The organism is Phaeobacter sp. S60 (assembly GCF_000826845.1).
In the GTDB taxonomy this organism is placed as follows: domain Bacteria; phylum Pseudomonadota; class Alphaproteobacteria; order Rhodobacterales; family Rhodobacteraceae; genus Phaeobacter; species Phaeobacter piscinae.
Map to the genome: position 1 here is coordinate 30,770 of NZ_JSWJ01000022.1, position 22,536 is coordinate 53,305.

A 22,536-nucleotide genomic window follows, 5' to 3' on the forward strand; every position below is an offset into this window, starting at 1 on the left:
AACCCGGCCATGAGCTACAAGAGTGACATCGAAATCGCCCGCGAGGCGCAGAAGCGTCCGATCCAGGAAATCGGTGAAAAGATCGGCATCTCCAGCGACGATCTGCTGCCCTATGGCCACGACAAGGCGAAGGTGAGCCAGGACTTCATCAACTCGGTGCAGTCGAAGGAAGACGGCAAGCTGATCCTGGTGACCGCGATCAACCCGACCCCTGCGGGTGAAGGTAAGACCACCACCACCGTGGGTCTGGGTGACGGTCTGAACCGCATCGGCAAAAACGCGATGATCTGTATTCGCGAAGCGAGCCTCGGCCCGAACTTCGGCATGAAGGGTGGCGCCGCAGGTGGTGGTTACGCGCAAGTGGTGCCGATGGAGGAAATGAACCTCCACTTCACCGGTGACTTCCACGCGATCACCTCTGCCCACTCGCTGCTGTCGGCGATGATCGACAACCACATCTACTGGGGCAATGAGTGCGAAATCGACATCCGTCGCGTTGCGTGGCGTCGTGTGGTCGACATGAACGACCGCGCCCTGCGCCAGATCACGGCGTCCTTGGGTGGCGTGTCCAACGGTTTCCCGCGTGAAACCGGTTTTGACATCACCGTGGCCTCGGAAGTGATGGCGATCCTGTGCCTCGCCAACGACCTGAAGGATCTGGAAAAGCGTCTGGGCGACATCATCGTGGCCTATCGCCGCGACAAGACCCCGGTGTACTGCCGCGACATCAAGGCAGAAGGCGCAATGACCGTGCTGCTGAAAGACGCGATGCAGCCGAACCTGGTGCAGACCCTGGAAAACAACCCGGCGTTTGTCCACGGTGGCCCGTTTGCGAACATCGCACACGGCTGTAACTCCGTCATCGCAACCAAGACCGCGCTGAAAGTGGCTGACTATGTTGTCACCGAAGCAGGCTTTGGTGCGGACCTCGGTGCCGAGAAGTTCATGAACATCAAATGCCGTAAGGCAGGCATCGCGCCGTCGGCTGTGGTGCTGGTTGCCACCGTGCGCGCGATGAAGATGAACGGCGGCGTGGCCAAGGCGGATCTGGGCGCTGAGAACGTCGATGCAGTCAACTCCGGCTGCGCCAACCTTGGCCGTCACATCGAGAACGTCAAATCCTTTGGCGTGCCGGTTGTGGTTGCGATCAACCATTTTGTCACCGACACCGATGCCGAAGTGGACGCGGTCAAAGCCTATTGCGCCACCCACGGTGTCGAAGCGGTTCTGTCTCGCCACTGGGAGCTGGGCTCCGAGGGCTCCGCACCGCTGGCTGAGAAAGTTGTCGAAATCGTCGATGCCGGCTCCGCCAACTTCTCGCCGATCTACCCCGATGAGATGCCGCTCTTTGAGAAGATCGAAACCATCGCCAAGCGCATCTACCGCGCCGACGAGGTTCTGGCCGACAAGAAGATCCGCAACCAGCTGAAAGAATGGGAAGATGCGGGTTATGGCAACCTGCCGGTCTGCATGGCGAAAACCCAGTATTCCTTCTCCACCGATCCGAACCTGCGCGGCGCGCCCACCGGCCATTCGGTCCCGGTTCGCGAAGTACGCCTGTCGGCGGGGGCTGGTTTCATCGTGGTTGTCTGCGGTGAGATCATGACCATGCCGGGTCTGCCGCGCAAACCCGCGTCGGAATCGATCCGCCTGAATGACGCAGGCCAGATCGAAGGCTTGTTCTAAGGCCTGAAATAGGCAATCTGCGGCCCGGGGAGCCTCCCCGGGCCGCAGGAGTTTGAAGCGATGACTGAACGACACCCGCCGCAGGACTGTGCCGATATGGCCATGCTGCGGCAGCAGATCGACCGGCTGGATCGTGACTTGATCGCGCGTCTGGCAGAGCGGGCCAGCTATATCGACCGCGCGATCGAGCTGAAGACGGAAAACGGCTGGCCAGCGCGTATTCCGGCCCGTGTCGAAGAGGTGGTCATGAATGCCCGGACCACGGCAGAGGCCACGGGGCTCGACCCGGATCTGATCGAAGCACTGTGGCGGCAGCTGGTGGACTGGTCGATTGCCCGTGAGGCACGGGTGATCCGCGAGGAGTAACGCGCAGCCCCATGTGGCGCGCAGCAAGAGGACAGAAGCAATGGCAGCGAATATCATCGACGGGAAGGCCTTTGCCGCCACCGTACGGGAGAAAGTGGCAGGCCACGTGGCCCGGCTGAAGGAAGAGCATGACATCACCCCCGGTCTGGCGGTGGTTCTGGTGGGGGAAGATCCCGCAAGCCAGGTCTATGTGCGCTCCAAGGGCAAACAGACCGTTGAAACGGGCATGAACTCCTTTGAGCATAAGCTGGATGCCGATACGTCTGAGGCAGATCTGCTGGCGGTGGTCGATCAGCTGAACAAGGACCCGGCTGTGCATGGTATTCTGGTGCAGCTGCCGCTGCCCGGCCATCTGAACGAAGACCTGATCATCAACTCCATCGCGCCGGAGAAAGATGTGGACGGGTTCCACATCTCCAATGTGGGCCTGTTGGGCACCGGTCAGAAGTCGATGGTGCCCTGCACGCCGCTGGGCTGCCTGATGATGCTGCGCGACTATCACGGCTCGCTGTCGGGCATGGACGCGGTTGTGATTGGCCGGTCGAACATTGTCGGCAAGCCGATGGCGCAGCTGCTCTTGGGCGACAGCTGCACCGTGACCATCGCGCATTCGCGCACCAAGGATCTGCCGGATGTTGTCCGCCGCGCCGATATCGTGGTTGCTGCCGTTGGCCGCCCGGAAATGGTACCCGGTGACTGGATCAAGGAAGGCGCCACCGTGATCGACGTGGGCATCAACCGGATCGACGCCCCGGAAAAAGGCGAAGGTAAGACCCGTCTGGTGGGCGATGTGGACTACGCCAGCTGCGCCGAGCGCGCAGGCGCGATCACCCCGGTGCCGGGCGGCGTTGGTCCGATGACCATTGCCTGCCTTCTGGCCAACACCGTGACCGCCTGCTGCCGCGCCAATGGGCTGGCAGAGCCGGAAGGGCTGACGGCTTAAATCCCGCGTAAAACCACGACGATAACGTTTGATACTCCCGTCGGATGCCTCCTCTTTCAGCGGCAAAGCCGCCTGCCGGGCATTGGGCGGGAGTATTTTTTAGAAAGGTGACAGGCGGGAACCGCCCGCGGATCAGCCCGCGGCGACCGGCACCATTGTGCCCTGCAGAAGGGCGATCAGTTTTTCCTCATCGCCGGTTATCGCGTGGACCTCGGCGGTGACAATCACCAGACGGCGGCCGGGTTTGATCACCTCGCCTGTGGCACGCAGCATGTCACCTGCGCCCGGTGCCAGAAGGTTGATCTTCATCTCGGCGGTCATCACTTCGCTGTCTTCGGGCATCAGGGTGAGGGCGGCGTAACCTGCGGCGCTGTCCCCAATGGCAAAGCTGAGGGCAGCATGGGCGACACCGTGCTGCTGGCGACTGCCCGGCAGGATCGGCGCGGTGAGGGTGACGGTGCCTTCGCCGACCTCTGCGATTTCCGCGCCCAGCGTCTGCATCATGGTCTGTTTGGCAAAACTGTCGCGGATGCGCTGTTCGATCATGGCGGTCCCTTTCACATGTGCAGCCAGCATAGACCACGCGTATTGGGTTGGGGATGTGACGCTGCGCGCAGATCTAGGAAAAGGGTCAGCGCGGCATCGGGCAGGGCAGGGCGCGTGGCCCGGTGAGGATCGCGAGGGCGCGCGGTGACATCAGATCCCGCAGCGCGCTATGGGTGGTGCAAAGGCCGCCGGTATAGGTGCCGAAGGCGGGTAGGATCAGGCGCTGGTGATCGGCCAGAAACGCCGGTCGGGCGCTGCCGCGCAGGCGGGCCTTCGGGTGGTAGTGGCCGGAGAGTTCGGCGGTGGCGCCTGTGTCGGGCTGGCTGGTAAATGCCGGGTCGGCGATATGGCGAAACAGCAGTGGGCCAAGGGTCAGGCTGTCCATTGCGGCCCCTGCCAGCCCGGTCGGGGCGGGATCATGATTGCCGGTGATCCAGACCCAGCGGGTGGCGGCAATCAGCTGCTCAAGACGCGTGCGATCCGTCGGCGACAGCGCGGCAGCGGCGGCATCATCGTCGAAACTGTCGCCCAGACAGACGACCATCTCCGGCTGTGTCTGCTCGATCACCGCTGCAAGGCGGTCCAGCGTATCGCGGGTCTCATAGGGGGGCAAGGCGGTGCCACCGCGCCTGAGCTGGCGTTCGGATTTCCCCAGATGCAGATCGGCGACGCAAAGCAGCCCGCGCGCCTGCCACCAGAGCGCGCCGGATCCAAGTGCTGTGAGGCGCTCGCCTGCGAGGGAGAAATCATAGCCGGTCATTAGGGGTCTGATCGCCGGTTTTGCGGGCGGGCGCAAGTCCCGCATGTCGCTGTCAGAGGCCTGGTTCCTGCGGCGGCGTCAGCTCGGCCAGCCCGGCACTCCGCATCAGCTCCTCGGTCTCGCGTTGCAGTAGTTTTTCCTGTGCCGCGCCTTTTACCGGGACTTTGCCGACCTCAAGCAACAGGGGGGCTGCGAGGGGGGAGATCCGCGACAGGCGGTTGAGGGTGATACGGCCCTTGGTGCGCGCCAGCATCTCCTCAATGCGGCCGAAGTCCACCAGACCGCCAAGCGCCTCCTGCCGTGTGATGTCCAGAAGCAGGTGATGGGGATCATATTTGCGCAGGGTGTCGTAGAGGATGTCGGAGGAAAATGTCGCCTGACGGCCGTTTTTGCGCTGGCCGGGGGTGTTGCGTTCGATGAGCCCTGCGATATTGGCCACCGCGCGAAAGCTGCGTTTCATCACCGCGTTGTCCGCCAGCCAGCCATCGAGACCGGCGCGCAGTTTGTCCGGGTCGAACAGCGGGGCGGGGTCGTCAACCGGGCTGAGACCCCAGATCAGCGTGGCATAATCCGTGGCGACAAAGCCCAGCGGGTCGAGTGACAGCTCTTCCATGCGCTTGGTCAGCAACAGACCCAGGGTCTGCATCGCGTTGCGCCCGGCAAAGCCATAGACGCAGAGATATTCGCGGCCCCGGAAGGGAAAACTCTCCAGCAGCAGCTGGCCCCGGCGCGGCATCTCAGAGACCTGACGCTGCAACGCCAGCCAGTCGGCAGTGTGGGGGGGCAGATCGGGCCAGTTGTCGCGTTGCAGGATATCCAGAATGCGGGTGCTGAGCTGGGTTGAGGTGGCAAATTTGGTGCCGGAGAACACAGCGACCTTGGGTGTTTTGCTGGCGTTGCGACTGACCTCCACCGTCATTTCGCGCAACCCCTCATAGCGCACAACCTGTCCGCCAATGAGAAAGGTATCTCCGGGGGTGAGGGTCGCGGCAAAGGCTTCTTCAATCTCCCCCAGAGGTTTGCCGCCACGGCTGCGTTTGAGCCTGACCTTCAGGAGGTCGGTGTCCTGAATGGTGCCGATATTCATGCGGATACGGCGGGCGGCGCGGGGGTCCCGCAGCTGCCACAGCCCGTCGGGGCGCTGAAGCAGCCGCTGCCATTGGTCATAGACCCGAAGCGCGTAGCCGCCGGTGGCGCAGAAGTCGAGGCAGGCGTCGAACTCTGCACGGGTGAGGCTGGCATAGGCGCCAGCGCCGGTGACCTCAGCAAACAGATCATCGGCAGCAAAGGGCCCGGCGCAGGCGCGGATCAGGATGTGTTGGCACAGGACGTCGCGGGGGCCGGGATGGCGTGGCGTGCCGTCCAGCGTGCCAGCCTCAACCGCCTCAAGGGCTGCGCTGCATTCCACCACCTCAAACCGGTTGGCGGGCACCAGTAGCGCCTTGGACGGTGCATTGTAGCGGTGGTTGGCGCGGCCGATGCGCTGCACCAGTCGCTTGACGTTTTTGGGCGCGCCGATCTGAATCACCAGATCCACGTCGCCCCAGTCGATGCCCAGATCAAGCGAGCCGGTGCAGACCACGGCGCGCAGATCGCCGCGGACCATCGCCGCCTCCACCCGGTCGCGTTGCACCCGATCAAGCGAACCGTGGTGGATGCCAATCGGCAGGCCGTCGTCATTGGCGAGCCAGAGGTTGCGAAAGAAGATCTCGGCCTGGGCGCGGGTGTTGTGGAAGATGAGCGTGGTCTTATGGGCCCTGATCTGCTCCAGCACGGCGGGGATGGCATGGGCAGCACCGCCACCGGCCCAGGGCGGGGCCGCGTCTGTGTGCAGCATCCGGATGTCGGGGGCGGGGCCGGGATCGGCCAGCACGATATCACAGGGATCGGGATGGCGCGCGAGGTACTGCGCGATGGCGGCGGGATCATCGACGGTGGCGGAAAGGCCGACCCGGCGCATGTCGGGGCAGATCGCTTGCAGCCGGGTCAGGGCGAGCATCAGCTGGTCACCGCGTTTGCTGTCGGCGAGGGCGTGGATTTCATCCAGCACCACCCGTTTCAGCCCGGCAAACATGCGCGGCGCGTCCTCGTAAGAGGTGAGCAGGGCGAGGCTTTCCGGTGTGGTGAGCAGGATATGGGGGGGATCGGCGCGCTGGCTGCGCTTGCGGCTGGCGGGCGTGTCACCCGTGCGATCATCAATGCGGATGGGCAGGCCGATGTCGTCAACCGGGGTGCGCAGGTTGCGTTTGATATCTGCCGCCAGCGCCTTCAGCGGTGAGACATAGAGCGTGTGCAGCCCCTGATGGTCGCCGGTTGCCAGATCAGCCAGCGTTGGCAGGAAGCCGGCCATGGTCTTGCCGCCGCCGGTGGGGGCGATCAGCAGGGTGGCCGGATCCTCGGCACGGTCCAGCATCTCCTGCTGATGGGGATGGATGGTCCAGCCACGGGTGCTGAACCAATCTGTGATAACATCGGGAAGCCTGCTCATCCGACTTATGTAGGCGCGTCGGCAGAACTTTTCTAAACGTTCTGGCCAAAGTTTTTCAAAAAACTTTGGGGTGGCTTATTTGACGATGTGTTCGTCCTTCACGAACATATTGGCCCAGGCGCGGTCGATGAGGTCGGGAGACATCTGATAGGGGATGCCTTCGAAATCGCAGATCGCCTTCATCTGGTCGATCAGGAACACCGGTTGGTAGTTGGCGTAGATATTGTCGATGGTCGGGTATTTGTGCTTGAGCAGGTGGACCAGCGCGGCCTCATCCAGCGGGATGCCTTTCTTCTGCGCCACCATGGCAAAGATCTTGAGGAAGTTTTCCTGATCCGGGCCGTCGATTTTGATCTTGAAGAAGATCCGGCGCAGGGCGGCCTGATCGAAGATCTCATTGGGGTGAAAGTTGGTGGAGAAGATCACCAGCGTGTCAAACGGCACCTCGAATTTCTCGCCTGATTGCAGGGAGAGGATATCGCGGCCCTCTTCCAGCGGCACGATCCAGCGGTTGACCAGTGCCTGCGGTGATTCCGCCTGTCGGCCAAGGTCATCGACGATGAAGATGCCACCGGTGGATTTCAGCTGCAGCGGGGCCTGATAGGTGCGCGCAGTGGGGTTGTAGACCAGATCCAGCATCGACAGGGACAGCTCACCCCCGGTGACAACCGTGGGGCGTTCACACATCACATAGCGGCTGTCAAAGCGGCGCGCGCGACGCAGGCTGTTGGGGTCATCCTCCGGCAGGGGGACGGCGGTGTGTACGATCGGGTCATAGACAGTGATCACCTGACCGGCATATTCGATGGCGCGCGGCACATAGACATTGTCGCCAAGGGCATCGCGGATCCCGTTGGAGATGGAGGATTTCCCATTGCCGGGGGGGCCATACATCAGGATGGAGCGGCCGGCGCTGACGGCGGGGCCAAGATGGTCCAGCAGGCTGTCGGGCAGCACCAGATGGCCCATCGCGCCCAAGAGCTGCTGACGGGTGACCAGAATATTGCGGATCGACTGGCGTTTGACCTGCTCGCGGTAGATGTCCAGCGGCACCGGCATGGCGCCGTAGTATTCCGACTGGCTGAGGGCATCCAGCGCGCGGGCCTTGCCTGCCTCGGTCAGCTGATACCCCATTTCGTTGCCGGAGTTCGCATTCAGCGTGCCGGTGGCCTCCAGCAGTTTCTGTTCGCGGGCAATATCCACCAGTTCCTGTGTCACCGGGATCGGCAGGCAGATTGCGGCGGCGATTTCGCTGACGTTTTCGCAGGTCTTGCGGAAGATCGTCTTCAGCAGGATGTCCCGCATCATCACCATGGGGAGCTGCATCTGCTCCAGTCCGCGCGGAGAGGGGGGCGCCATGACGGCGGAGGTTTCCATATTCATGCTGCGGTCTGCCTGTTTCGGTTGCACAAGGGCACGCCGGATGGCGCGCGGGTGTTCCAGACAAGAGTTTATTCAGCACTGTGGCACAAGCGGGGCAAAGCTGGTGCATTTCCGCGAAGCGGCGGCGCGGATGTCGCGCATTTTAGGAAAGCTGCGGGAAGACCCGGAGGGGCCTAGACGGGGGCGGTCTGGCCCAGCTGGCTACCCAAGACCAGATAGAACACCAAGGTGCCGCCAAGGCAGAGGCCCATCGGGAATTTGCTGCCAACATCCCAGCTCTTCCACTCCGGCGCGAGACGGCGCAGGGGGGTGTATTTGGCAATCCGATGCGTCAGGAACCCGGCCAGCAACATGGCGGAGAAGATGATCACCACCACGGAGAGATCACCAAAGACCACAAAGGGGGCTGCGGCACCGGCGAATTTGGCATCACCCGCCCCGACCATGCCGGCGCTGTAGCACAGGAAGCCCAGGCCGATGCCGATGGGCAGATGCAAAAGCTGCCAGCCATAGTCTGTCCAGCTCATCAGGAAGGGGCCGACAATGACGAAGATTGCGGCCAGAAGATCCACCGTCCAGTTGGGGATCCGCATGTGGCGCAGGTCATTGAGTGCGACCACGCAGCAGAGCGGCACGACAAAAGGCAGGAACCATAGGGCGACATGGGCCGAGATCAGCATGGGGCGCAGGCTCCGGTGGTTAGCCGTTTTCCAGCGCAGCAAGTGCGCGGGCGGCAGCGTCGAAATGCTGCGGGTGGGTCGAGATCGCCTGACGCAGCAGGCTTTCGCCGGTCTGGACGTCGCCCTGTTTCACAGCCGACAGCGCCAGCGTGTGCAGCAGCTGGGCGCGTTCGGTCTGATCCATCGGGATCACCGGCAGGGTGTAGTTGCGCTGTGCGCCACGGGCCAGCACCAGATTGTTCTTGGCGGTGAACAGCGACTGATCCTGACGGATGGCATCGCCAAACAGGCGCTCGGCCTCGGCATAATCGCCACGGGTCAATTTGGAGTAGCCCCAGTTGTTCATCACGCGGGCGGGCTGCGTGGTGAGGCCAACGGCGGTCTGGTAAAAACTGTCGGAGCGTTTCCAGTTCTGCTCGGAGTCGGCCACCATCGCCTCCAACCGGTAGCGTTTGAAGGTCTCATGGGTGGGCGGCACCTTGTCGAGCGTGGTGCGGGCCTCGGCCCAATTGCTGGTGCGGATCAGCGCGTCGGCCAGTTCGACGCGGTCCTCATCGGTGGCCTCGGGGAGAGAGACGACTTTTTTCCAGGCGGTGACGGCCTCGGTGTTGCGCTTGGCGCGGATCAGCGAGAGCGCCAGTCCCCGGTTGAGGTCGATCCGCTCGGGGGCGGATTTCACGGTGCGCTGAAAATATGTGACGGCCTCATTCGGGTCGGCAACCGTCAACATCACATCGTTGAGGTTGCTTTCATCGACCACATTCACCTCCTGAAAGGCGCGGTCCACGGCTTCGGTGTCGTCCTTGGCGCAGGCCGACAGGGCAAGCCCACCGACCAGACATACGGATACGAAAATCTGCTGGCGCATTTTTTGCGTCCTCTGTGCTGCTCTGCCTCTAGGCCTTGCGTCACTGGGATGTGCGAATCAGGTAACTGCCCCCGCCGCGTTGCACCAATGCGTAGCCTTTTTGTTGCGGATCACTATGCGTGCTCTGGTCAAGTTTTGCGAGGGCAAGGCGGAAATTTTCGCGGATTGCGTCACTTTCGCCATGATCAAGCGCGAAGGCGCGGCGCAGGATCTGCTCGGCCTCGGGATATTTTTGCCGTTCCATCAGCACCACGCCGAGGTTGTTCATGGCGGCGGGCCAGTCGGGATCACGCTCCACCGCGCGGCGCAGATGGGTTTCGGCCTGCCCAAGACGCCCCAGTCCCAGATTGGCGGTGCCAAGGCCGGAGAGCACCTCAGCGCTCAGCCCGTCCTCCAGTGCAGCGCGGGTGAAAGCGTCCAACGCCAGCTCATATTCCGCGGCCGCCATCAGCCGGTGGCCGACAATAAGGCCGCTTTCGGATGTGCCACGCGGATCAATGCCGGGCAGGGCCGGGGCGCCAAGGGGATCGTCGGGATCCGATTTGCCGCCCGGTGACATGCACGCCGCCACCAACGCAAGCGCGAGGGTGGCGGGGATCAGTCGACAGAGACGGGAGGGGGTGGCCCAACCCAGTGTCATCATGTGTTACTTGCTCATATTGCCCAGATTGGCGATGCCCTGCGCCGAAGGTCCGACCAGAATGATCAGCAGCGGCGGCACCGTGAGGGTCATTGTGGCAAGGGTCATTTTGGTTGGCAACTTGTTTGCGGCCTCTTCGGCGCGCATCACCCGTTTGTCCCGCATTTCCCCGGCATAGACCCGCAGTGCCTCGGCAATCGAGGTGCCGAAGGTGGCCGATTGGATCATCACGGTGACAAAGGAGGAGACATCTTGCACGCCGCAACGGGTGCCCATGTCGCGCATGACCTTGTCTTTGTCCTTGCCGGCTTTCATCTCCTGGGCGACGACGTCGAATTCCTCCGCCAGAGCAGGGTAGGAGGCATGGAGTTCCTTGGCGACACGCACGATGGCCTGATCCAGCGACTGGCCGGCCTCAACACAGACCAGCATCATGTCGAGCGCGTCGGGGAAACCGGAGGTGATCTCCTGCTTGCGCTCTTCGATGCGGCGGGTGATCCAGTATTTCGGCAGCATATAGGCGGCAGCACCGGGGCCGATGATGCGGATCACCATCTGCTGGCTGTCATACTCCATATCGGCGTTCAGCACGTAGACATAGAACAGGCCCAACGCGAGGCCGATCAGCCCTAGGGCGAATTGCGCAAAGTGGAAGAAACGCACCGAATCCTTGGACTGGTAACCGGCCTGCCGCAGCTTCAGCTCCATCTTGGAGAGTTCGGCGGCGTCCTGTGGTTCCAGAAAGGAGGCGAATTTCTGCAGCTGTTCGTTGCGATCGGCCTGCCGCAGGCGTTCCTTCTTGGGTTTGGTCTGGGTGCTGGCCGACATGCTTTTCTGCAGCTTTTTCAGCGGATCCTCAGGCTGGTTCAGCAGCAGCGGGATCGCCAACAGGATCATGAAAAGGCCGATCAGCCCAACCACCAGAAGCGGGCCGAAGGGGCCAAGGTGTGTCACCAGCAGGTCATTGATATCGCTCATGGATGTCATGGATTTCGCCTCACACCTTGATGTTCGTCAGCATGCGCATGACGAAGAGATTGACGGTCAGCATGGCGCCAACGACGAAACAGGCGGGGATGAACCAGGGATGGTCGATCACGCTGTCGTAGTAACCGGGATCCTTGGCCAGAATGCCGCCCAGACAGAACAGCGGGAAGCCGGAAAGGAACTTGCCGGACCACTGCGCCTCGGCGGTGATGGCTTTCACGCGGCGGAACAGGCGGAAGCGGGCGCGGATCACCTTGGCCAGACCGGCCAGCACCTCGGCGAGGTTGCCGCCCGATTGCTGCTGGATGGTCACGGCCACGGCGAGGAAGCGCATGTCCTGCATGTCCAACCGTTCGGCCATTTCCTTCAGCGCTTCGCCGACATCGCGGCCATAGGCGCTTTCGTCGGCGATGACGCCAAATTCGGTGGCCAGCGGGTCCTCGACCTCATTGGCGACGATCTGCACGGCGGAGGAAAACGGATGACCAACGCGCAGGGACCGCACCATCAGTTCGACGGCATCGGGCAGCTGCTCTTCGATCATGGCCATGCGTTTGGCGGCTTTTTTGTTGACCCAGAAGAACACGGCACCGACGCCGATAATCACCGAGGCCAGCAGGCGCAGCGGCAGTTCGGCGCTGGTGCCGACGCTGAGGCCAACGAAGGCGATGGCCGCGACGCCGCCCATGATCAGGATCAGTTGGCGCGGTGAGAAGGCGATGGCTGCCTTCTGTGCGCGTTCGGCCAGCAGCGAATAGAGCGGGATCGACTTGGCGCTCATATGCTGGCGCATTTCCTTGCGCAGTTGTTCCAGCACCTGTTCGCGGTTGCCGCCCTTGTCCATCATCTCCAGACGGCGGTTGACGCGGCTGTTGAGGCTGATGGATTTGCCAAATGTCACCAGATAGAGACCTTCGACCAGCACCAGAACGCCGATGAAGATCAGACCATAGATGATTGGTTCTGCACTCAGTTGCATCAGCGGGCCTCCATCACGGTGGGTTCATAAATCGCGGACGGCAGGTCGTAGCCCCAGAGGCGGAACCGCTCGGAGTAGTGGCTGCGCACGCCGGTGGCGGTGAAATGGCCGATGATCTTGTTCTCCGGCGTGAGGCCGACGCGCTGGAAGCGGAAGATTTCCTGCATGGAGATCACATCGCCTTCCATACCGGTGATTTCGGTGATGGAGGTCATGCGGCGGGAGCCGTCCTGCAGACGCGAGGCCTGCACGATGATGTTGACCGCTGAGGCGATCTGGCTGCGCACCGCCTTGATCGGCATTTCGATGCCGGCCATGGCGATCATGTTTTCCAGACGCGAGATGCCGTCGCGGGCAGAGTTGGCGTGGATCGTGGTCATGGACCCGTCGTGGCCGGTGTTCATCGCCTGCAACATGTCGATGACTTCCTCGCCGCGGGTTTCGCCCACGATGATCCGGTCCGGGCGCATCCGCAGGGCGTTTTTGAGACAGTCGCGGGGCGAGACCTCACCGCGACCCTCGACGTTGGGCGGGCGGCTTTCCATCCGGCCCACATGGGTCTGTTGCAGCTGAAGTTCTGCCGTATCCTCGATGGTGAGGATGCGTTCGGCATTGTCGATGAAGGATGACAGCGCGTTGAGTGTTGTGGTTTTACCGGAGCCGGTACCGCCGGAGACGATGACATTGAGACGGGTGGAGACCGCAGCCTGAAGATAGGCGGCCATTTCCTCGGTGAAGGCGCCGAAGTTGACCAGATCGTCAATGCCCAGCTTGTCCTTCTTGAATTTACGTATCGAGACCAGTGAGCCATCCACGGCCACCGGCGGCACCATCGCGTTGAAACGCGAGCCGTCGGCAAGACGGGCGTCCACGTAAGGGTTGCTTTCATCGACACGGCGACCCACGGCGGAGACGATCTTGTCGATGATCCGCATCAGGTGCTTTTCATCCTTGAAGGTCACATCGCTGAGCTGGAGTTTGCCATCGCGTTCGACAAAGACCTGCTGCGGGCCGTTGACCAGAATATCGTTGACGGTGTCGTCCTGAAGCAGGGTTTCCAGTGGGCCAAGGCCGGTGACCTCGTCATAGAGTTCCTTGGTCAGGGTCTGGCGGTCCTCACGGTTGAGAACGATGCCTTTTTCCTCAAGGATCTCGGTGGCGATAGAGGAAATCTCGGCGCGTAGCTCAGCCTCGCTGGCACGTTCCAGCGCGGCGAGGTTGAGGTTGTCCAGCAGTTCGCGGTGCAGCTGGATCTTGATCTCGCCCATCCGCTCCTTGCGTTTACGTTCCTTGTCCGCCGGGGTTGCCTCAGCCGCCTTGCGGGCCATGGGTTTGCGCATGTTGGCGGCCGGGGCGGGGGCCTTTTGCGGCGCAGGTGCGGCCGCAGGGGCCGGCTGCGCGGCAGCGCGCGGCGTGGCAGACTGTTTTTTGTACTTGGAGAACATGGAAAGAACGCCCCTGGTTAAATCTGGGTTCAGGCCGCCGCAGCGTCGCTTTGACCGAGGTCATGCAGCGATTGGGCCAGTTTCAGAATTTCCTTGCGCAGTGGGTTTTTGGCCGCTGAACTGGCCAGCGGATTGCCATGATCAGAGCTCTGCGCCACCTGCTTGCCGCCATCGGGCAGTTGCAGGTCGATGGAAATGCCCAAGGATTCCGCCATGCGTTTCACGCGGCTTTTGCCACTTAGGTCCGTGAATTTCGGAGCCCGGTTCAGCGCAAACCGCAGTTTTTCAAACGGCAGGTCCTCGGATTGCAGCGCCCGTTTCAGGCGCAGCGCGTTCTGCGCCGACCGCATGTCCAGCTCCACCATGGAGAAATAGACATGCGCCATATTGAGAATGGTCTCCGACCACTGCACCAGCGTGTGGGGCATGTCGATGACCACAAAATCGAAGTGGCTGCGCGCCAGCGTGACCACCCGTTCGATATCTTCGGGGGTGATGAACTCCAGCGGGATCATATCCACCGGTGCGGTCAGCACCTGCAGCTTGTCCTCATAGGTGACCAGCGCCTGACCAAAGACATCTTCGTCGAGGTTTTCGGTGTCGCTGAGCATCTCCATCACAACTTCACGGCGCGGCAGGTCGAGGTAGGTCGCGACTGAACCATATTGCAAATCGAAGTCGAGGAGGCAGACGCGCGGTGTCTCGCTGGTCGACAGCTGCGCCAGCTCCCAGGCGAGGTTGACGGCCAAAGTGGTTGAGCCACTGCCGCCGGCCAGACCATGACAGACGATGACGGCGCCATCGCGCTGACTGCCGGTCTTCAGTACGTGCTGGGGTTCGGCAGTGCGCTCTGCATCGGCCAGGCGCAGGCGCTCAATTGCGGCTTGCAGCTCCCCTTCCGGCAGAGGGTAGGGGATGAATTCATCGGCGCCCTGACGCAGCAGGTTGTGCAGCGCGGCGGGGGTCACATCCTCGGCAATCAGGATCACCTTGATATTGCGGGCCTTTGCCTCGGTGATGATGGTGCCCATCAGCGGCAGGTTGTCCTCGTCGCCGCTGTCCAGCGCAAGGGCGACAAATTCCAGCGCTTCGGCTTCGCTTTGATTGAAGAAGGCCAGCGCCTCGGTGAAGCCGAGGTCCCCCCAGGATTCGCCCATGGTTGCTTCCATGTCTTCGATCAGCAGGTCGAAGTTCTGCACGTCCCGACTGATCGTACAGGCAACAATCGCATTCGATTCTGTCTGCGGCATACCGCTGCTCATCACCGTTATCCTTCTCTCGGGGCGTGTCGCGCCATCTTGGCCGGAGCACGCTAGCACGTGCATCCGATTGATGGACGCACATTACCTCTTGAGAACAATGTCGGGGAAGATCTGGGCGAGATTGGGGCCAAGGCCGCCCATTTCTGGGGTATTCTTAATGAGGTCTAAACAGGGTTAACCGCTGCCAACCCTGTTTAGCCACGCTTATTCCAGAGTGGTTTTGATCGAGCGTTCGCTGGTCAGTGAGGTGCGTGGCACCGCGCTTTCAACGTACTCACGGTAGATAATCTGCGCGTATTTCCCATCCAGAACAGTGGGATGGCGCTTCAGGAAACCGCTGACCTCAGTGACGGTGCGGCGGTTGCGACGCTCGCGGTCTGGGGTCGGAATCAGGGGCTGCGTCTCGCCGAAGGAGACCACGGCCTGCAATCGGCTGCGGCTGATCCCGCGCCCGACAAGGTAGTTCACAGCTGCGCGCGCGCGGCGCAGGCCAAGGGCCTTGTTGTAGCTGGCGGAGCCGACGGCATCGGTATGACCAAAGACCCGGAAACGCACCTCGGGGAATTGCCGGATCCAATGGGCCTGCTGATCCAGCACCGCGCGGGCATTGCCGTCAAGCTGGGCACTGTCAAAGGCGAAGGTGATGGTGGTCGGCACCTCTTCGGCAAAGCGGGTGGCGAGCTGGATTGCGAAATCGCGTTCTCCGGCCATCACGGCGGCGTTGGAATTGGTGGCATTGCCAAAGACCGAACGGTCCAGCGGTTCGCCCGCCTCATATTCACAGGCGGCCACTGTCAGGGACAGGCCAAAGAGTGCTGCATATCTGATCATCTGCCCCATATCCCTCTGCTTAATCCATCACATAGCCGTAAGAGCCATTGAAGTCCTGCTTGGCCACTTCGCTGGCGGGGCCTTTCTGGCCCTTGGCCACCCGGCCCATCAGGAACAATTCACTCTCACTTGGCGGGCGGATACGATCGGTCGGCAGGCTCAGCGCCTCGCCGCGTGTCGGGGTTACCAGATGGGCGCTGACGATGATCACCAGTTCGGTCTGCGCGCGCTGGTAGTTGGCGCTGCGGAACAGTGAGCCGAGGACGGGCACATCGCCGATCCAGGGCAGCTGCGAGGAGTTGTCGCGGAATTCATCGCGGATCAGACCGGCAATGGCAAAGCTCTCACCATCGCGCATTTCAACCGTCGTCACGCTTTCCCGGCGCGAGAAGGCTGCGATACTGAGGCCGTTCAGTTCAATTGAATTGGTCGGATCAATGGCGGAGACAGCGGCCTTCATTTCCAGATTGATCACATCCGCATCGACCACGCGAGGGATGAAGTTCAGCTCAATCCCGAAGGGTTTGAACTCAATTGTAATGACGCCGTCTTCCTGGGCGACGGGAATGGGATATTCACCGCCGGCGAGGAATTTGGCCTCCTGCCCCGAGAGAGCGGAGAGATTGGGCTCTGCCAGGGTGCGGACGACGCCTTTCTGCTCCAGCGCCTCCAGCAGGAGATTGACCTGGAAGGCACCGGCATTGAAGCCGAAGACAAAGGCGCCGGTGTTGTCATTGGCGGCCGGAATGTTGCCGGACAGGCTGTTGGTCAGCGCGCCTTGGGTGTTGAGGGTGCTGGTACCGCCGTTGACGCCAACGCTGTTGCCGCCCTTCACGCCGAGCGAGGCGCTGAGGGATTTGGAGACGGTGCGCTGCATTTCGGCAAAACGCACCTTCAGCATGACCTGCTGCACGCCGCCGACCGACATCAGGTTGCTGACCCGCTCAGGCGCATAGCGTTCGGCCAGATCCAGCGCCCGCTGCAACCGGGCAGAGCTGGACACGACGCCGGAGAGAACGATGCCATCGTTGGCAGTGCGGACTTCGATCTTCTCGCCGGGCAGGATCTGCCGCAGACGTTCCTTGAACTCGCTGACATCGGCGGCAACGCGAACGTCGACATTGGTGATCAGGCGACCCGAGGCATCCAGCAGGGTCAGCGTGGTGAGACCCGGAGCCTTGCCCAGAACGTAGATCGTGCGATCCGACAGCGAAGAAATATCGGCGATGCTGGGATTGGCGATGCTGAGCTCTGAGAAGGGCACGTCGCTTTCGACAACCACCGCCCGGTTCATTGGCACATCAAGATTGGCAGCGGTGCCCTTTTTGACCACCCGCAACCCATTTGCCCAAGCCGCATCTGCAACCGGGAAACACACCAGCGAAAGCCCGGTGAGGGCCGCCGCTATATACCGTCTAAAAGCCATGTGACCTGCCTTTCCGATCACGCCTCGATACAGGGTCTTTTTGCCCATTGTTCGCGCCACTCTGCGCGCATCGGCGAATTTTTGCAAGAATCAATGACTTCCGGGGTGCAGCTACTGGGTTCCACCTGTGGGGAAGCAGCAACAATCACAACAAAACACCGCCCACGGAGGGGCGGTGTTTGATACGTTATCCATCTGAAACCTTTGCAAGAATGCGATGTCGCGGTTCAGTTGGTGCAGGGAATTGGGATCTCGACCACTTCAGCGCCCCGACGGGTGCGGATGGTGCAGACCTTTTCCTGTTCGGCCTGTTGTGGTGCCTCGATCGCGCCGAGACCCAGCAGGCTGCGCTGGTCGACCTCGATTACCGAAGCCACGGTGTCATCGCCCGCGCCCACAAGTGACAGTGACAGCCGCCCGGTGGATTGCGCCTGCGCCAGCGCGGCGACCTGTTCGGGGCGCACGGCGGCAGTCACGGTGCGCGCGATGACCGCGCCATCCAGATCGCCACCGGCGGTCTGATCCACGGCGATGAGTTCGATATTGGTCTGGATCAGGCGGGTGAATTCGCCATTCCGACCACCATTCTGATCATTGAGCGAACCGGTCCAATAGACGTCCACGTGGTCACCGGGGCGCAGAAAACCGGACACGCCGGAGGAGACATCAACCCGGATCGCAAAGGCGCGCATGCCTTTGGACAGGCGGGAGGTGATACCCGCGTCTTCACCGGGTTTGGTGACCTTGACCGCCAGAATCGCCTCATCCTTTTCCATGCGGCGCAGCACCACGCGATGATCATCGGGGTATTGCGGCGGGAACAGCGCATCCATGGTCAGGAAGGCGCCTTCGGGAATGGCATTCTCGGGCCAGCGGACGGAGCGGATGTGCTCTTTGGTCAGCCGTTCGCCGTATTTCAGTTGCGTGTTGGCGATAAAGACATCGACCAACGGAATATTCTCTCCCCGCGAGGCGCGCTCACGGGCGAGTTCGTTTTGGTAAGCGGTGATATAGTTCTTGGCCATCATCACAGCCCCCCCAGCAAGGGCGACTCCGACAATGAGGACAAGTCCGAATACTGCACGCATGGTGGTACCTCTCATCAAGGGCTGCCGACGTTGCGGGTGCAACACCGGTGCCTGGGTCGGTCAAACCGTTGCCTGAACCGGGCGTTCTGTCCCAGTGCTGCCGCCGATGCCATTCGCCACCGGCGGACAGGACGCGTTGCCGCGCCCCGATCAGCTAAACGACCAATTGGTCATATAGGCTGCCAACAGGTCGGCCAGTCCCAATGCGCCATCCTCCATAGAGGCGGCGATGAGCACAACCAACCCAACGATCGCAGCGGTCAGAACCACCCAGTCAACGGTGACTGCGCCGTCGTCTTTGGCAATGAATTGCTTGAACCTGTTCATACTGGACCTCGCTAACCGAAGGTTCCTTGGGCAAAGGGCCGCACCTTAGGCAAAAGGCGCGGCCCTCAAACTCGTCAGGTCAAAAGCGACTTAGGAGTCGGACGGACCTTTGGTGCCCAGGTAGGAGCCGGTCGCGGATGTCAGGTTCGACGCGCCGGTTTCGATTGAGGTGTAGACAACACCTGCCAGAGCGGCCACAGCAGCGGTCAGAACAACCCAGTCAACAGTCACGGCGCCAGAGTCGTCTTTACGGAAGTTTTTGATGAATTTGATCATGGTTCGTCCCTCCAAAGGATCTAAAAGTGTGTTTCAACCTTGCCGTACGTTTGTGAGCCTGCTCTCTCCTGCTCGGCTCTGTTCGACTTGGTGTGAAGCTATATAGCCAGCGGAGCGTGGCAGGATTTGGGCTGAAACGCGGACTCATTTGCCCTACTTTAACTTTTTGCCAATGATCTAGTTAAGTCATTGAATTTGAGCCGTTATTATTTTTACTTCTTATCAACACCCGTGGCTCTGGGGCGGCAGATCTTGGTAAATATGGCAAATCCGCCAGAATCTGGGCCGCAAATCTGGATTTTTACCGGTGCTTCGGCGAGTCTCGGTGGCGAAAACAGAGGCAGAGCAGCCCCATGAGTCTTTGGCGATCCATTTCTGGCCGTTTGGCGGCCTTTACGTCGGCGAGTCGGCGCAAGCCTCCCAGTGTTGGGGGAAACGGTTGGCATGTGGACTGTTGGTCGCGCAGGGCTGCCGCAGCGCTTGTGGCCTCAGCTGTGATCTGGACCACCAGCGCTGACGAGAGCGGCGCGCAGACGGTTGAGAAAGCCGCACCAGCGCCTTTCCCTAAGTTTGAGGCGAAGCGCGTACGCCCGCCCAAGCCCGGCACCAAACAGCGGATCAAGATACAGATCGAGACGCCCGCCACTATCCCCGCGCCGCCCGCCGCCACGGAGGCGGTCGCGCCTGCCGCACCGCATAAGGGGCGCTATACCGGGTTCTGGGCAGAGATCTCCGACAGTCTGGCAGACGGCGGTCCCGGTCGACTGGCCAAGGCGCTGCGGGCGCTGGATGGGGACACGCCGGTGGCGGCGCCCCGGCTGCAACTGATGCAGGAGATTGCCACTGCGCGCGGCGTGCAGATCCTGACGGCCAGTGTGGGGACTGATGTCTCTCCGGCATTGGTGCTGGCGGTGATTGCCGTGGAATCGGCAGGCAAGGCCGAGGCGGTCAGCAGTGCAGGCGCGCAAGGATTGATGCAGCTGATGCCGGACACTGCGGCGCGGTTTGGGGTCAGTAACGCCCTGGACAGTGGCGAGAACATCGCGGGCGGGGTGAAATACCTCAACTGGCTGATGGGAGAGTTCAACCGTGATCCGGTTCTGGTGCTCGCGGGATACAATGCTGGCGAGGGCTCTGTGCGCAGCCATGCAGGCGTGCCGCCCTTTGCCGAGACGCGTGATTACGTGCCCAAGGTGCTGGCGGCGTTTCAGGTGGCGCGCAGCCTGTGTATGACTCCGCCGGAGCTGATCACCGATGGCTGTGTGTTTCGCCGGGTGAAGTAGACCAGAAGGGTGCCAAATCCCATGGCGCCGCTGTTTTTCGAAAAATTGTTAAGGTTTCACTGCCGGGATCATGTTTCTGCCCGATTTGGCTGATTTATCGCGAACATATTCTACCTGAAGTGATTGTGGAGACAGGCATTGGATTTAGGGATTGATCCGTCGGCTTTGGCCGCAGGTTCGCATGCGGCGACTGACAATATTATCATGTTCGGCACCATCGCATTTGTTGGCTTTTTCGGGCGCTTGCTATTCGTGGCCTTCGGGCCGGGGCTGGCGAGTGCCAACTCGCTCAGCAATTTTTCCGGCTATGGGCATATTCTGGTGGCGGTGGCGCTGTTTGCCTGTGCGCTGCATCTGTCGGGCAAGACGGTGAAGGCGCAGGTGCTGTTCAACCGCCATCTGGTTGATCCGGTACTGGTCACCGTGTTGGGACGCGACAGCTGCGATCAGAATGGTGATGACTACTGTGTTATCGTGTTCGAGCAGGACCGGGAGATGAGCGTCAACTGGTACGACAAACGCGTCCATATGTATGAGTTGCTGAATGCGGCGGAGTTGCCGTTGTGGTCCTCCTTGCGGCCACAGGGGCGGCCACGGGGGCGGCCGACTGCGACGCCACCGGCCCAGTTTGCAGGTGCGTGACAGAAAAACGGCCCGTCAGATGATCTGGCGGGCCGCGTCGTTTTGAGGGTGCCTTGCGGCGATCAGTTGACGATGGTCGCCTGAGTTGCGGCGCGCAGCTCATCCTCGCTGACGCCCTCGGCGGTCTCAACGATCTTCAAACCGCCCTCGACCACATCCAGCACGCCAAGGTTGGTGATGATGCGATCCACCACGCCTTTGCCGGTCAGGGGCAGGGTGCAGTCTTTCAGCACCTTGCTGTCGCCGTGTTTGTTGGTGTGGTCCATGACCACCACCACGCGGCCGACGCCTGCGACCAGATCCATCGCGCCGCCCATGCCCTTCACCAGCTTGCCGGGGATCATCCAGTTCGCCAGATCACCGTTTTCGGCGACTTCCATCGCGCCGAGGATCGCCATGGCGATCTTGCCGCCGCGGATCATCGCGAAGGATTGCGCGCTGTCGAAATAGGCGGTCTGGGGCAGTTCGGTGATGGTCTGCTTGCCGGCGTTGATCAGGTCGGCATCCTCTTCGCCCTCAACCGGGAAAGGGCCCATGCCCAGCATGCCGTTTTCGGACTGCAAGGTCACGTTGACGCCGTCGGGGATGTGGTTGCTGACCAGCGTCGGAATGCCGATGCCGAGGTTCACATACCAGCCGTCCTGCAGTTCCTGTGCCGCGCGGGCGGCCATTTGATTGCGGTCCCATGCCATATCGCGGTCTCCTTACTGTGCTGCGGGGCGCGTGGTGCGCTGTTCGATGCGTTTCTCGTGATCGCCTTGGATGATGCGATGCACATAGATGCCGGGCAGGTGGATCGCATCGGGGTCAAGACTGCCGACGGGGACGATTTCCTCAACTTCCGCAACGCAGATCTTGCCGCAGGTGGCGGCAGGCACGTTGAAATTGCGGGCGGTCTTGCGGAACACCAGATTGCCGGTTTCATCGGCCTTCCAGGCCTTGACGATGGCGAGATCGGCAAAGATGCCTTCTTCCATGATGTAGTCTTCCATGGCGCCATTTTCGCCGGTGGGGAACTGTTTCTCCATCTTGCCCTCGGCAATGACGGTGCCCACGCCGGTCTTGGTGAAGAAGCCAGGAATGCCTGCGCCACCAGCGCGCATACGTTCCGCCAATGTGCCTTGCGGGTTGAATTCCAGCTCCAACTCACCGGAGAGATACTGGCGCATGAATTCCGCGTTCTCGCCGACGTAGGAGGAGATCATCTTCTTCACCTGCTTGGTCTGCAGCAGGATACCGATGCCGAAATCATCAACGCCCGCGTTGTTGGAGGCGAAGGTCAGATCCTTGGTGCCTGCGTCCTTGATCGCATCAAGCAGCAGTTCCGGAATACCGCAGAGCCCGAACCCGCCTGCGGCGATGAACATGCCATCGTGCAGCACACCGTCCAGCGCCTCGGCAGCGTTGGAATAAACCTTTTTCATATCCATCTCCCATGATCATCAGCCAGGTTGGCAAAGTTCTGACGCCCGCCGGGGACAGAGTCAACGATACGGAGAAAGACACGTATTTCTACGGACAGGGGTGCAGAGCATCGGATGGGGCGGCACGGCGCGCCGCGTCAGCGGCGCCATGCCCAACGGGTCGAGACCCGTCGCAAGACGGGGCTGACCGGGCGGGAGTTCACCGG

Annotated in this window: 23 protein-coding genes; 5 read left to right on the forward strand and 18 right to left on the reverse strand. The window is 61.6% G+C overall.

Translation table 11 applies throughout. The annotated features are described in order from the left end of the window. Positions 1-9 precede the first annotated feature (9 nt). From OO25_RS18435 to folD, 3 genes are read left to right on the forward strand one after another with little or no spacing between them, the layout of a single operon-like run. Positions 10-1,686, forward strand: coding sequence for a formate--tetrahydrofolate ligase (locus OO25_RS18435; protein ID WP_040181896.1), 1,677 nt, complete (start codon positions 10-12; stop codon positions 1,684-1,686). A 60-nt stretch (positions 1,687-1,746) separates the two neighbouring features. Then, positions 1,747-2,052 carry a chorismate mutase gene (locus tag OO25_RS18440; protein ID WP_040172007.1) on the forward strand — a complete coding sequence of 102 codons (306 nt, stop codon included), beginning with the start codon at positions 1,747-1,749 and terminating at the stop codon, positions 2,050-2,052. Positions 2,053-2,092: 40 nt separating this feature from the next. After that, on the forward strand, positions 2,093-2,995 hold the full coding sequence (gene folD / locus OO25_RS18445; RefSeq protein ID WP_040172009.1) for a bifunctional methylenetetrahydrofolate dehydrogenase/methenyltetrahydrofolate cyclohydrolase FolD: 903 nt from the start codon (positions 2,093-2,095) through the stop codon (positions 2,993-2,995). A 132-nt stretch (positions 2,996-3,127) separates the two neighbouring features. Here folD and OO25_RS18450 read toward each other — a convergent pair whose 3' ends face one another. The 16 genes from OO25_RS18450 to OO25_RS18520 form a co-directional block, all read right to left on the reverse strand. Next, entirely contained in the window at positions 3,128-3,541 is a 414-nt protein-coding gene (locus OO25_RS18450; RefSeq protein ID WP_040181961.1) for a PaaI family thioesterase, read from the reverse strand. Positions 3,542-3,626: 85 nt separating this feature from the next. Then, positions 3,627-4,301 carry a ligase-associated DNA damage response endonuclease PdeM gene (gene pdeM / locus OO25_RS18455; RefSeq protein WP_040181899.1) on the reverse strand — a complete coding sequence of 225 codons (675 nt, stop codon included), beginning with the start codon at positions 4,299-4,301 and terminating at the stop codon, positions 3,627-3,629. Between the two features lie 52 nt (positions 4,302-4,353). Continuing rightward, positions 4,354-6,789 (reverse strand): ligase-associated DNA damage response DEXH box helicase, encoded by a 2,436-nt coding sequence (locus OO25_RS18460; protein WP_040181901.1) that lies wholly within the window; start codon positions 6,787-6,789, stop codon positions 4,354-4,356. Positions 6,790-6,864: 75 nt separating this feature from the next. After that, entirely contained in the window at positions 6,865-8,172 is a 1,308-nt protein-coding gene (locus tag OO25_RS18465; protein WP_040181904.1) for an ATPase, read from the reverse strand. 173 nt (positions 8,173-8,345) lie between these two features. After that, the gene (locus tag OO25_RS18470; protein WP_040172019.1) at positions 8,346-8,852 is read right to left on the reverse strand and encodes a prepilin peptidase; all 507 of its coding nucleotides are present in this window, start codon (positions 8,850-8,852) and stop codon (positions 8,346-8,348) included. 19 nt (positions 8,853-8,871) lie between these two features. Next, positions 8,872-9,720, reverse strand: a complete 849-nt coding sequence (locus OO25_RS18475) for a lipopolysaccharide assembly protein LapB (protein WP_040181906.1) — start codon at positions 9,718-9,720, stop codon at positions 8,872-8,874. A 40-nt stretch (positions 9,721-9,760) separates the two neighbouring features. Further along, on the reverse strand, positions 9,761-10,363 hold the full coding sequence (locus OO25_RS18480; RefSeq protein WP_040172024.1) for a tetratricopeptide repeat protein: 603 nt from the start codon (positions 10,361-10,363) through the stop codon (positions 9,761-9,763). 3 nt (positions 10,364-10,366) lie between these two features. Then, entirely contained in the window at positions 10,367-11,347 is a 981-nt protein-coding gene (locus OO25_RS18485; RefSeq protein WP_040172026.1) for a type II secretion system F family protein, read from the reverse strand. Between the two features lie 10 nt (positions 11,348-11,357). After that, positions 11,358-12,326: a type II secretion system F family protein gene (locus OO25_RS18490; protein WP_014873707.1), complete on the reverse strand. Its 969-nt coding sequence runs from the start codon at positions 12,324-12,326 to the stop codon at positions 11,358-11,360. Next, the gene (locus OO25_RS18495; RefSeq protein WP_040181909.1) at positions 12,326-13,771 is read right to left on the reverse strand and encodes a CpaF family protein; all 1,446 of its coding nucleotides are present in this window, start codon (positions 13,769-13,771) and stop codon (positions 12,326-12,328) included. Before OO25_RS18495 ends, OO25_RS18490 begins: the two co-directional genes overlap by 1 nt. 29 nt (positions 13,772-13,800) lie before the next feature. Beyond that, entirely contained in the window at positions 13,801-15,033 is a 1,233-nt protein-coding gene (locus tag OO25_RS18500) for an AAA family ATPase (RefSeq protein ID WP_040181912.1), read from the reverse strand. A 204-nt stretch (positions 15,034-15,237) separates the two neighbouring features. Continuing rightward, the gene (locus OO25_RS18505) at positions 15,238-15,864 is read right to left on the reverse strand and encodes an OmpA family protein (RefSeq protein WP_040172524.1); all 627 of its coding nucleotides are present in this window, start codon (positions 15,862-15,864) and stop codon (positions 15,238-15,240) included. Between the two features lie 19 nt (positions 15,865-15,883). Beyond that, the gene (locus tag OO25_RS18510) at positions 15,884-17,290 is read right to left on the reverse strand and encodes a type II and III secretion system protein family protein (protein ID WP_040172526.1); all 1,407 of its coding nucleotides are present in this window, start codon (positions 17,288-17,290) and stop codon (positions 15,884-15,886) included. A gap of 227 nt (positions 17,291-17,517) precedes the next feature. Continuing rightward, positions 17,518-18,378, reverse strand: a complete 861-nt coding sequence (cpaB, locus tag OO25_RS18515) for a Flp pilus assembly protein CpaB (protein WP_014873712.1) — start codon at positions 18,376-18,378, stop codon at positions 17,518-17,520. A gap of 150 nt (positions 18,379-18,528) precedes the next feature. Beyond that, positions 18,529-18,705 carry a hypothetical protein gene (locus OO25_RS23020; protein ID WP_014873713.1) on the reverse strand — a complete coding sequence of 59 codons (177 nt, stop codon included), beginning with the start codon at positions 18,703-18,705 and terminating at the stop codon, positions 18,529-18,531. A gap of 90 nt (positions 18,706-18,795) precedes the next feature. Then, positions 18,796-18,981: a hypothetical protein gene (locus tag OO25_RS18520; protein WP_040181915.1), complete on the reverse strand. Its 186-nt coding sequence runs from the start codon at positions 18,979-18,981 to the stop codon at positions 18,796-18,798. 494 nt (positions 18,982-19,475) lie between these two features. Between OO25_RS18520 and OO25_RS18525 the strand changes: the two genes are divergently transcribed. Together OO25_RS18525 and OO25_RS18530 are read left to right on the forward strand one after the other, a co-directional pair. Next, complete coding sequence (locus OO25_RS18525; protein ID WP_369808875.1) at positions 19,476-20,264, forward strand: lytic transglycosylase domain-containing protein; 789 nt, start codon at positions 19,476-19,478, stop codon at positions 20,262-20,264. Between the two features lie 138 nt (positions 20,265-20,402). Then, positions 20,403-20,906, forward strand: coding sequence for a hypothetical protein (locus OO25_RS18530; RefSeq protein ID WP_040181918.1), 504 nt, complete (start codon positions 20,403-20,405; stop codon positions 20,904-20,906). Positions 20,907-20,968: 62 nt separating this feature from the next. On the opposite strand, the gene OO25_RS18535 is transcribed toward OO25_RS18530, so the two are convergent. Both OO25_RS18535 and OO25_RS18540 read right to left on the reverse strand, forming a co-directional pair. Continuing rightward, complete coding sequence (locus tag OO25_RS18535) at positions 20,969-21,598, reverse strand: 3-oxoacid CoA-transferase subunit B (protein ID WP_040181920.1); 630 nt, start codon at positions 21,596-21,598, stop codon at positions 20,969-20,971. Between the two features lie 12 nt (positions 21,599-21,610). Continuing rightward, positions 21,611-22,330 carry a CoA transferase subunit A gene (locus OO25_RS18540; RefSeq protein WP_040172528.1) on the reverse strand — a complete coding sequence of 240 codons (720 nt, stop codon included), beginning with the start codon at positions 22,328-22,330 and terminating at the stop codon, positions 21,611-21,613. Positions 22,331-22,536 lie beyond the last annotated feature (206 nt).

Coding starts and splice junctions, on each gene's coding strand:
- OO25_RS18460 (WP_040181901.1), bottom strand. CDS start 6,789: ATGAGCAGGCTTCCCGATGTTATCACAGATTGGTTCAGCACCCGTGGC.
- OO25_RS18440 (WP_040172007.1), top strand. CDS start 1,747: ATGACTGAACGACACCCGCCGCAGGACTGTGCCGATATGGCCATGCTG.
- pdeM (WP_040181899.1), bottom strand. CDS start 4,301: ATGACCGGCTATGATTTCTCCCTCGCAGGCGAGCGCCTCACAGCACTT.
- OO25_RS18535 (WP_040181920.1), bottom strand. CDS start 21,598: ATGGCATGGGACCGCAATCAAATGGCCGCCCGCGCGGCACAGGAACTG.
- folD (WP_040172009.1), top strand. CDS start 2,093: ATGGCAGCGAATATCATCGACGGGAAGGCCTTTGCCGCCACCGTACGG.
- OO25_RS18435 (WP_040181896.1), top strand. CDS start 10: ATGAGCTACAAGAGTGACATCGAAATCGCCCGCGAGGCGCAGAAGCGT.
- OO25_RS18480 (WP_040172024.1), bottom strand. CDS start 10,363: ATGATGACACTGGGTTGGGCCACCCCCTCCCGTCTCTGTCGACTGATC.
- cpaB (WP_014873712.1), bottom strand. CDS start 18,378: ATGCGTGCAGTATTCGGACTTGTCCTCATTGTCGGAGTCGCCCTTGCT.
- OO25_RS18490 (WP_014873707.1), bottom strand. CDS start 12,326: ATGCAACTGAGTGCAGAACCAATCATCTATGGTCTGATCTTCATCGGC.
- OO25_RS18540 (WP_040172528.1), bottom strand. CDS start 22,330: ATGAAAAAGGTTTATTCCAACGCTGCCGAGGCGCTGGACGGTGTGCTG.
- OO25_RS18450 (WP_040181961.1), bottom strand. CDS start 3,541: ATGATCGAACAGCGCATCCGCGACAGTTTTGCCAAACAGACCATGATG.
- OO25_RS18465 (WP_040181904.1), bottom strand. CDS start 8,172: ATGAATATGGAAACCTCCGCCGTCATGGCGCCCCCCTCTCCGCGCGGA.
- OO25_RS18470 (WP_040172019.1), bottom strand. CDS start 8,852: ATGCTGATCTCGGCCCATGTCGCCCTATGGTTCCTGCCTTTTGTCGTG.
- OO25_RS18485 (WP_040172026.1), bottom strand. CDS start 11,347: ATGACATCCATGAGCGATATCAATGACCTGCTGGTGACACACCTTGGC.
- OO25_RS18495 (WP_040181909.1), bottom strand. CDS start 13,771: ATGTTCTCCAAGTACAAAAAACAGTCTGCCACGCCGCGCGCTGCCGCG.
- OO25_RS18505 (WP_040172524.1), bottom strand. CDS start 15,864: ATGATCAGATATGCAGCACTCTTTGGCCTGTCCCTGACAGTGGCCGCC.
- OO25_RS18500 (WP_040181912.1), bottom strand. CDS start 15,033: ATGAGCAGCGGTATGCCGCAGACAGAATCGAATGCGATTGTTGCCTGT.
- OO25_RS18475 (WP_040181906.1), bottom strand. CDS start 9,720: ATGCGCCAGCAGATTTTCGTATCCGTATGTCTGGTCGGTGGGCTTGCC.
- OO25_RS18510 (WP_040172526.1), bottom strand. CDS start 17,290: ATGGCTTTTAGACGGTATATAGCGGCGGCCCTCACCGGGCTTTCGCTG.
- OO25_RS18520 (WP_040181915.1), bottom strand. CDS start 18,981: ATGATCAAATTCATCAAAAACTTCCGTAAAGACGACTCTGGCGCCGTG.
- OO25_RS23020 (WP_014873713.1), bottom strand. CDS start 18,705: ATGAACAGGTTCAAGCAATTCATTGCCAAAGACGACGGCGCAGTCACC.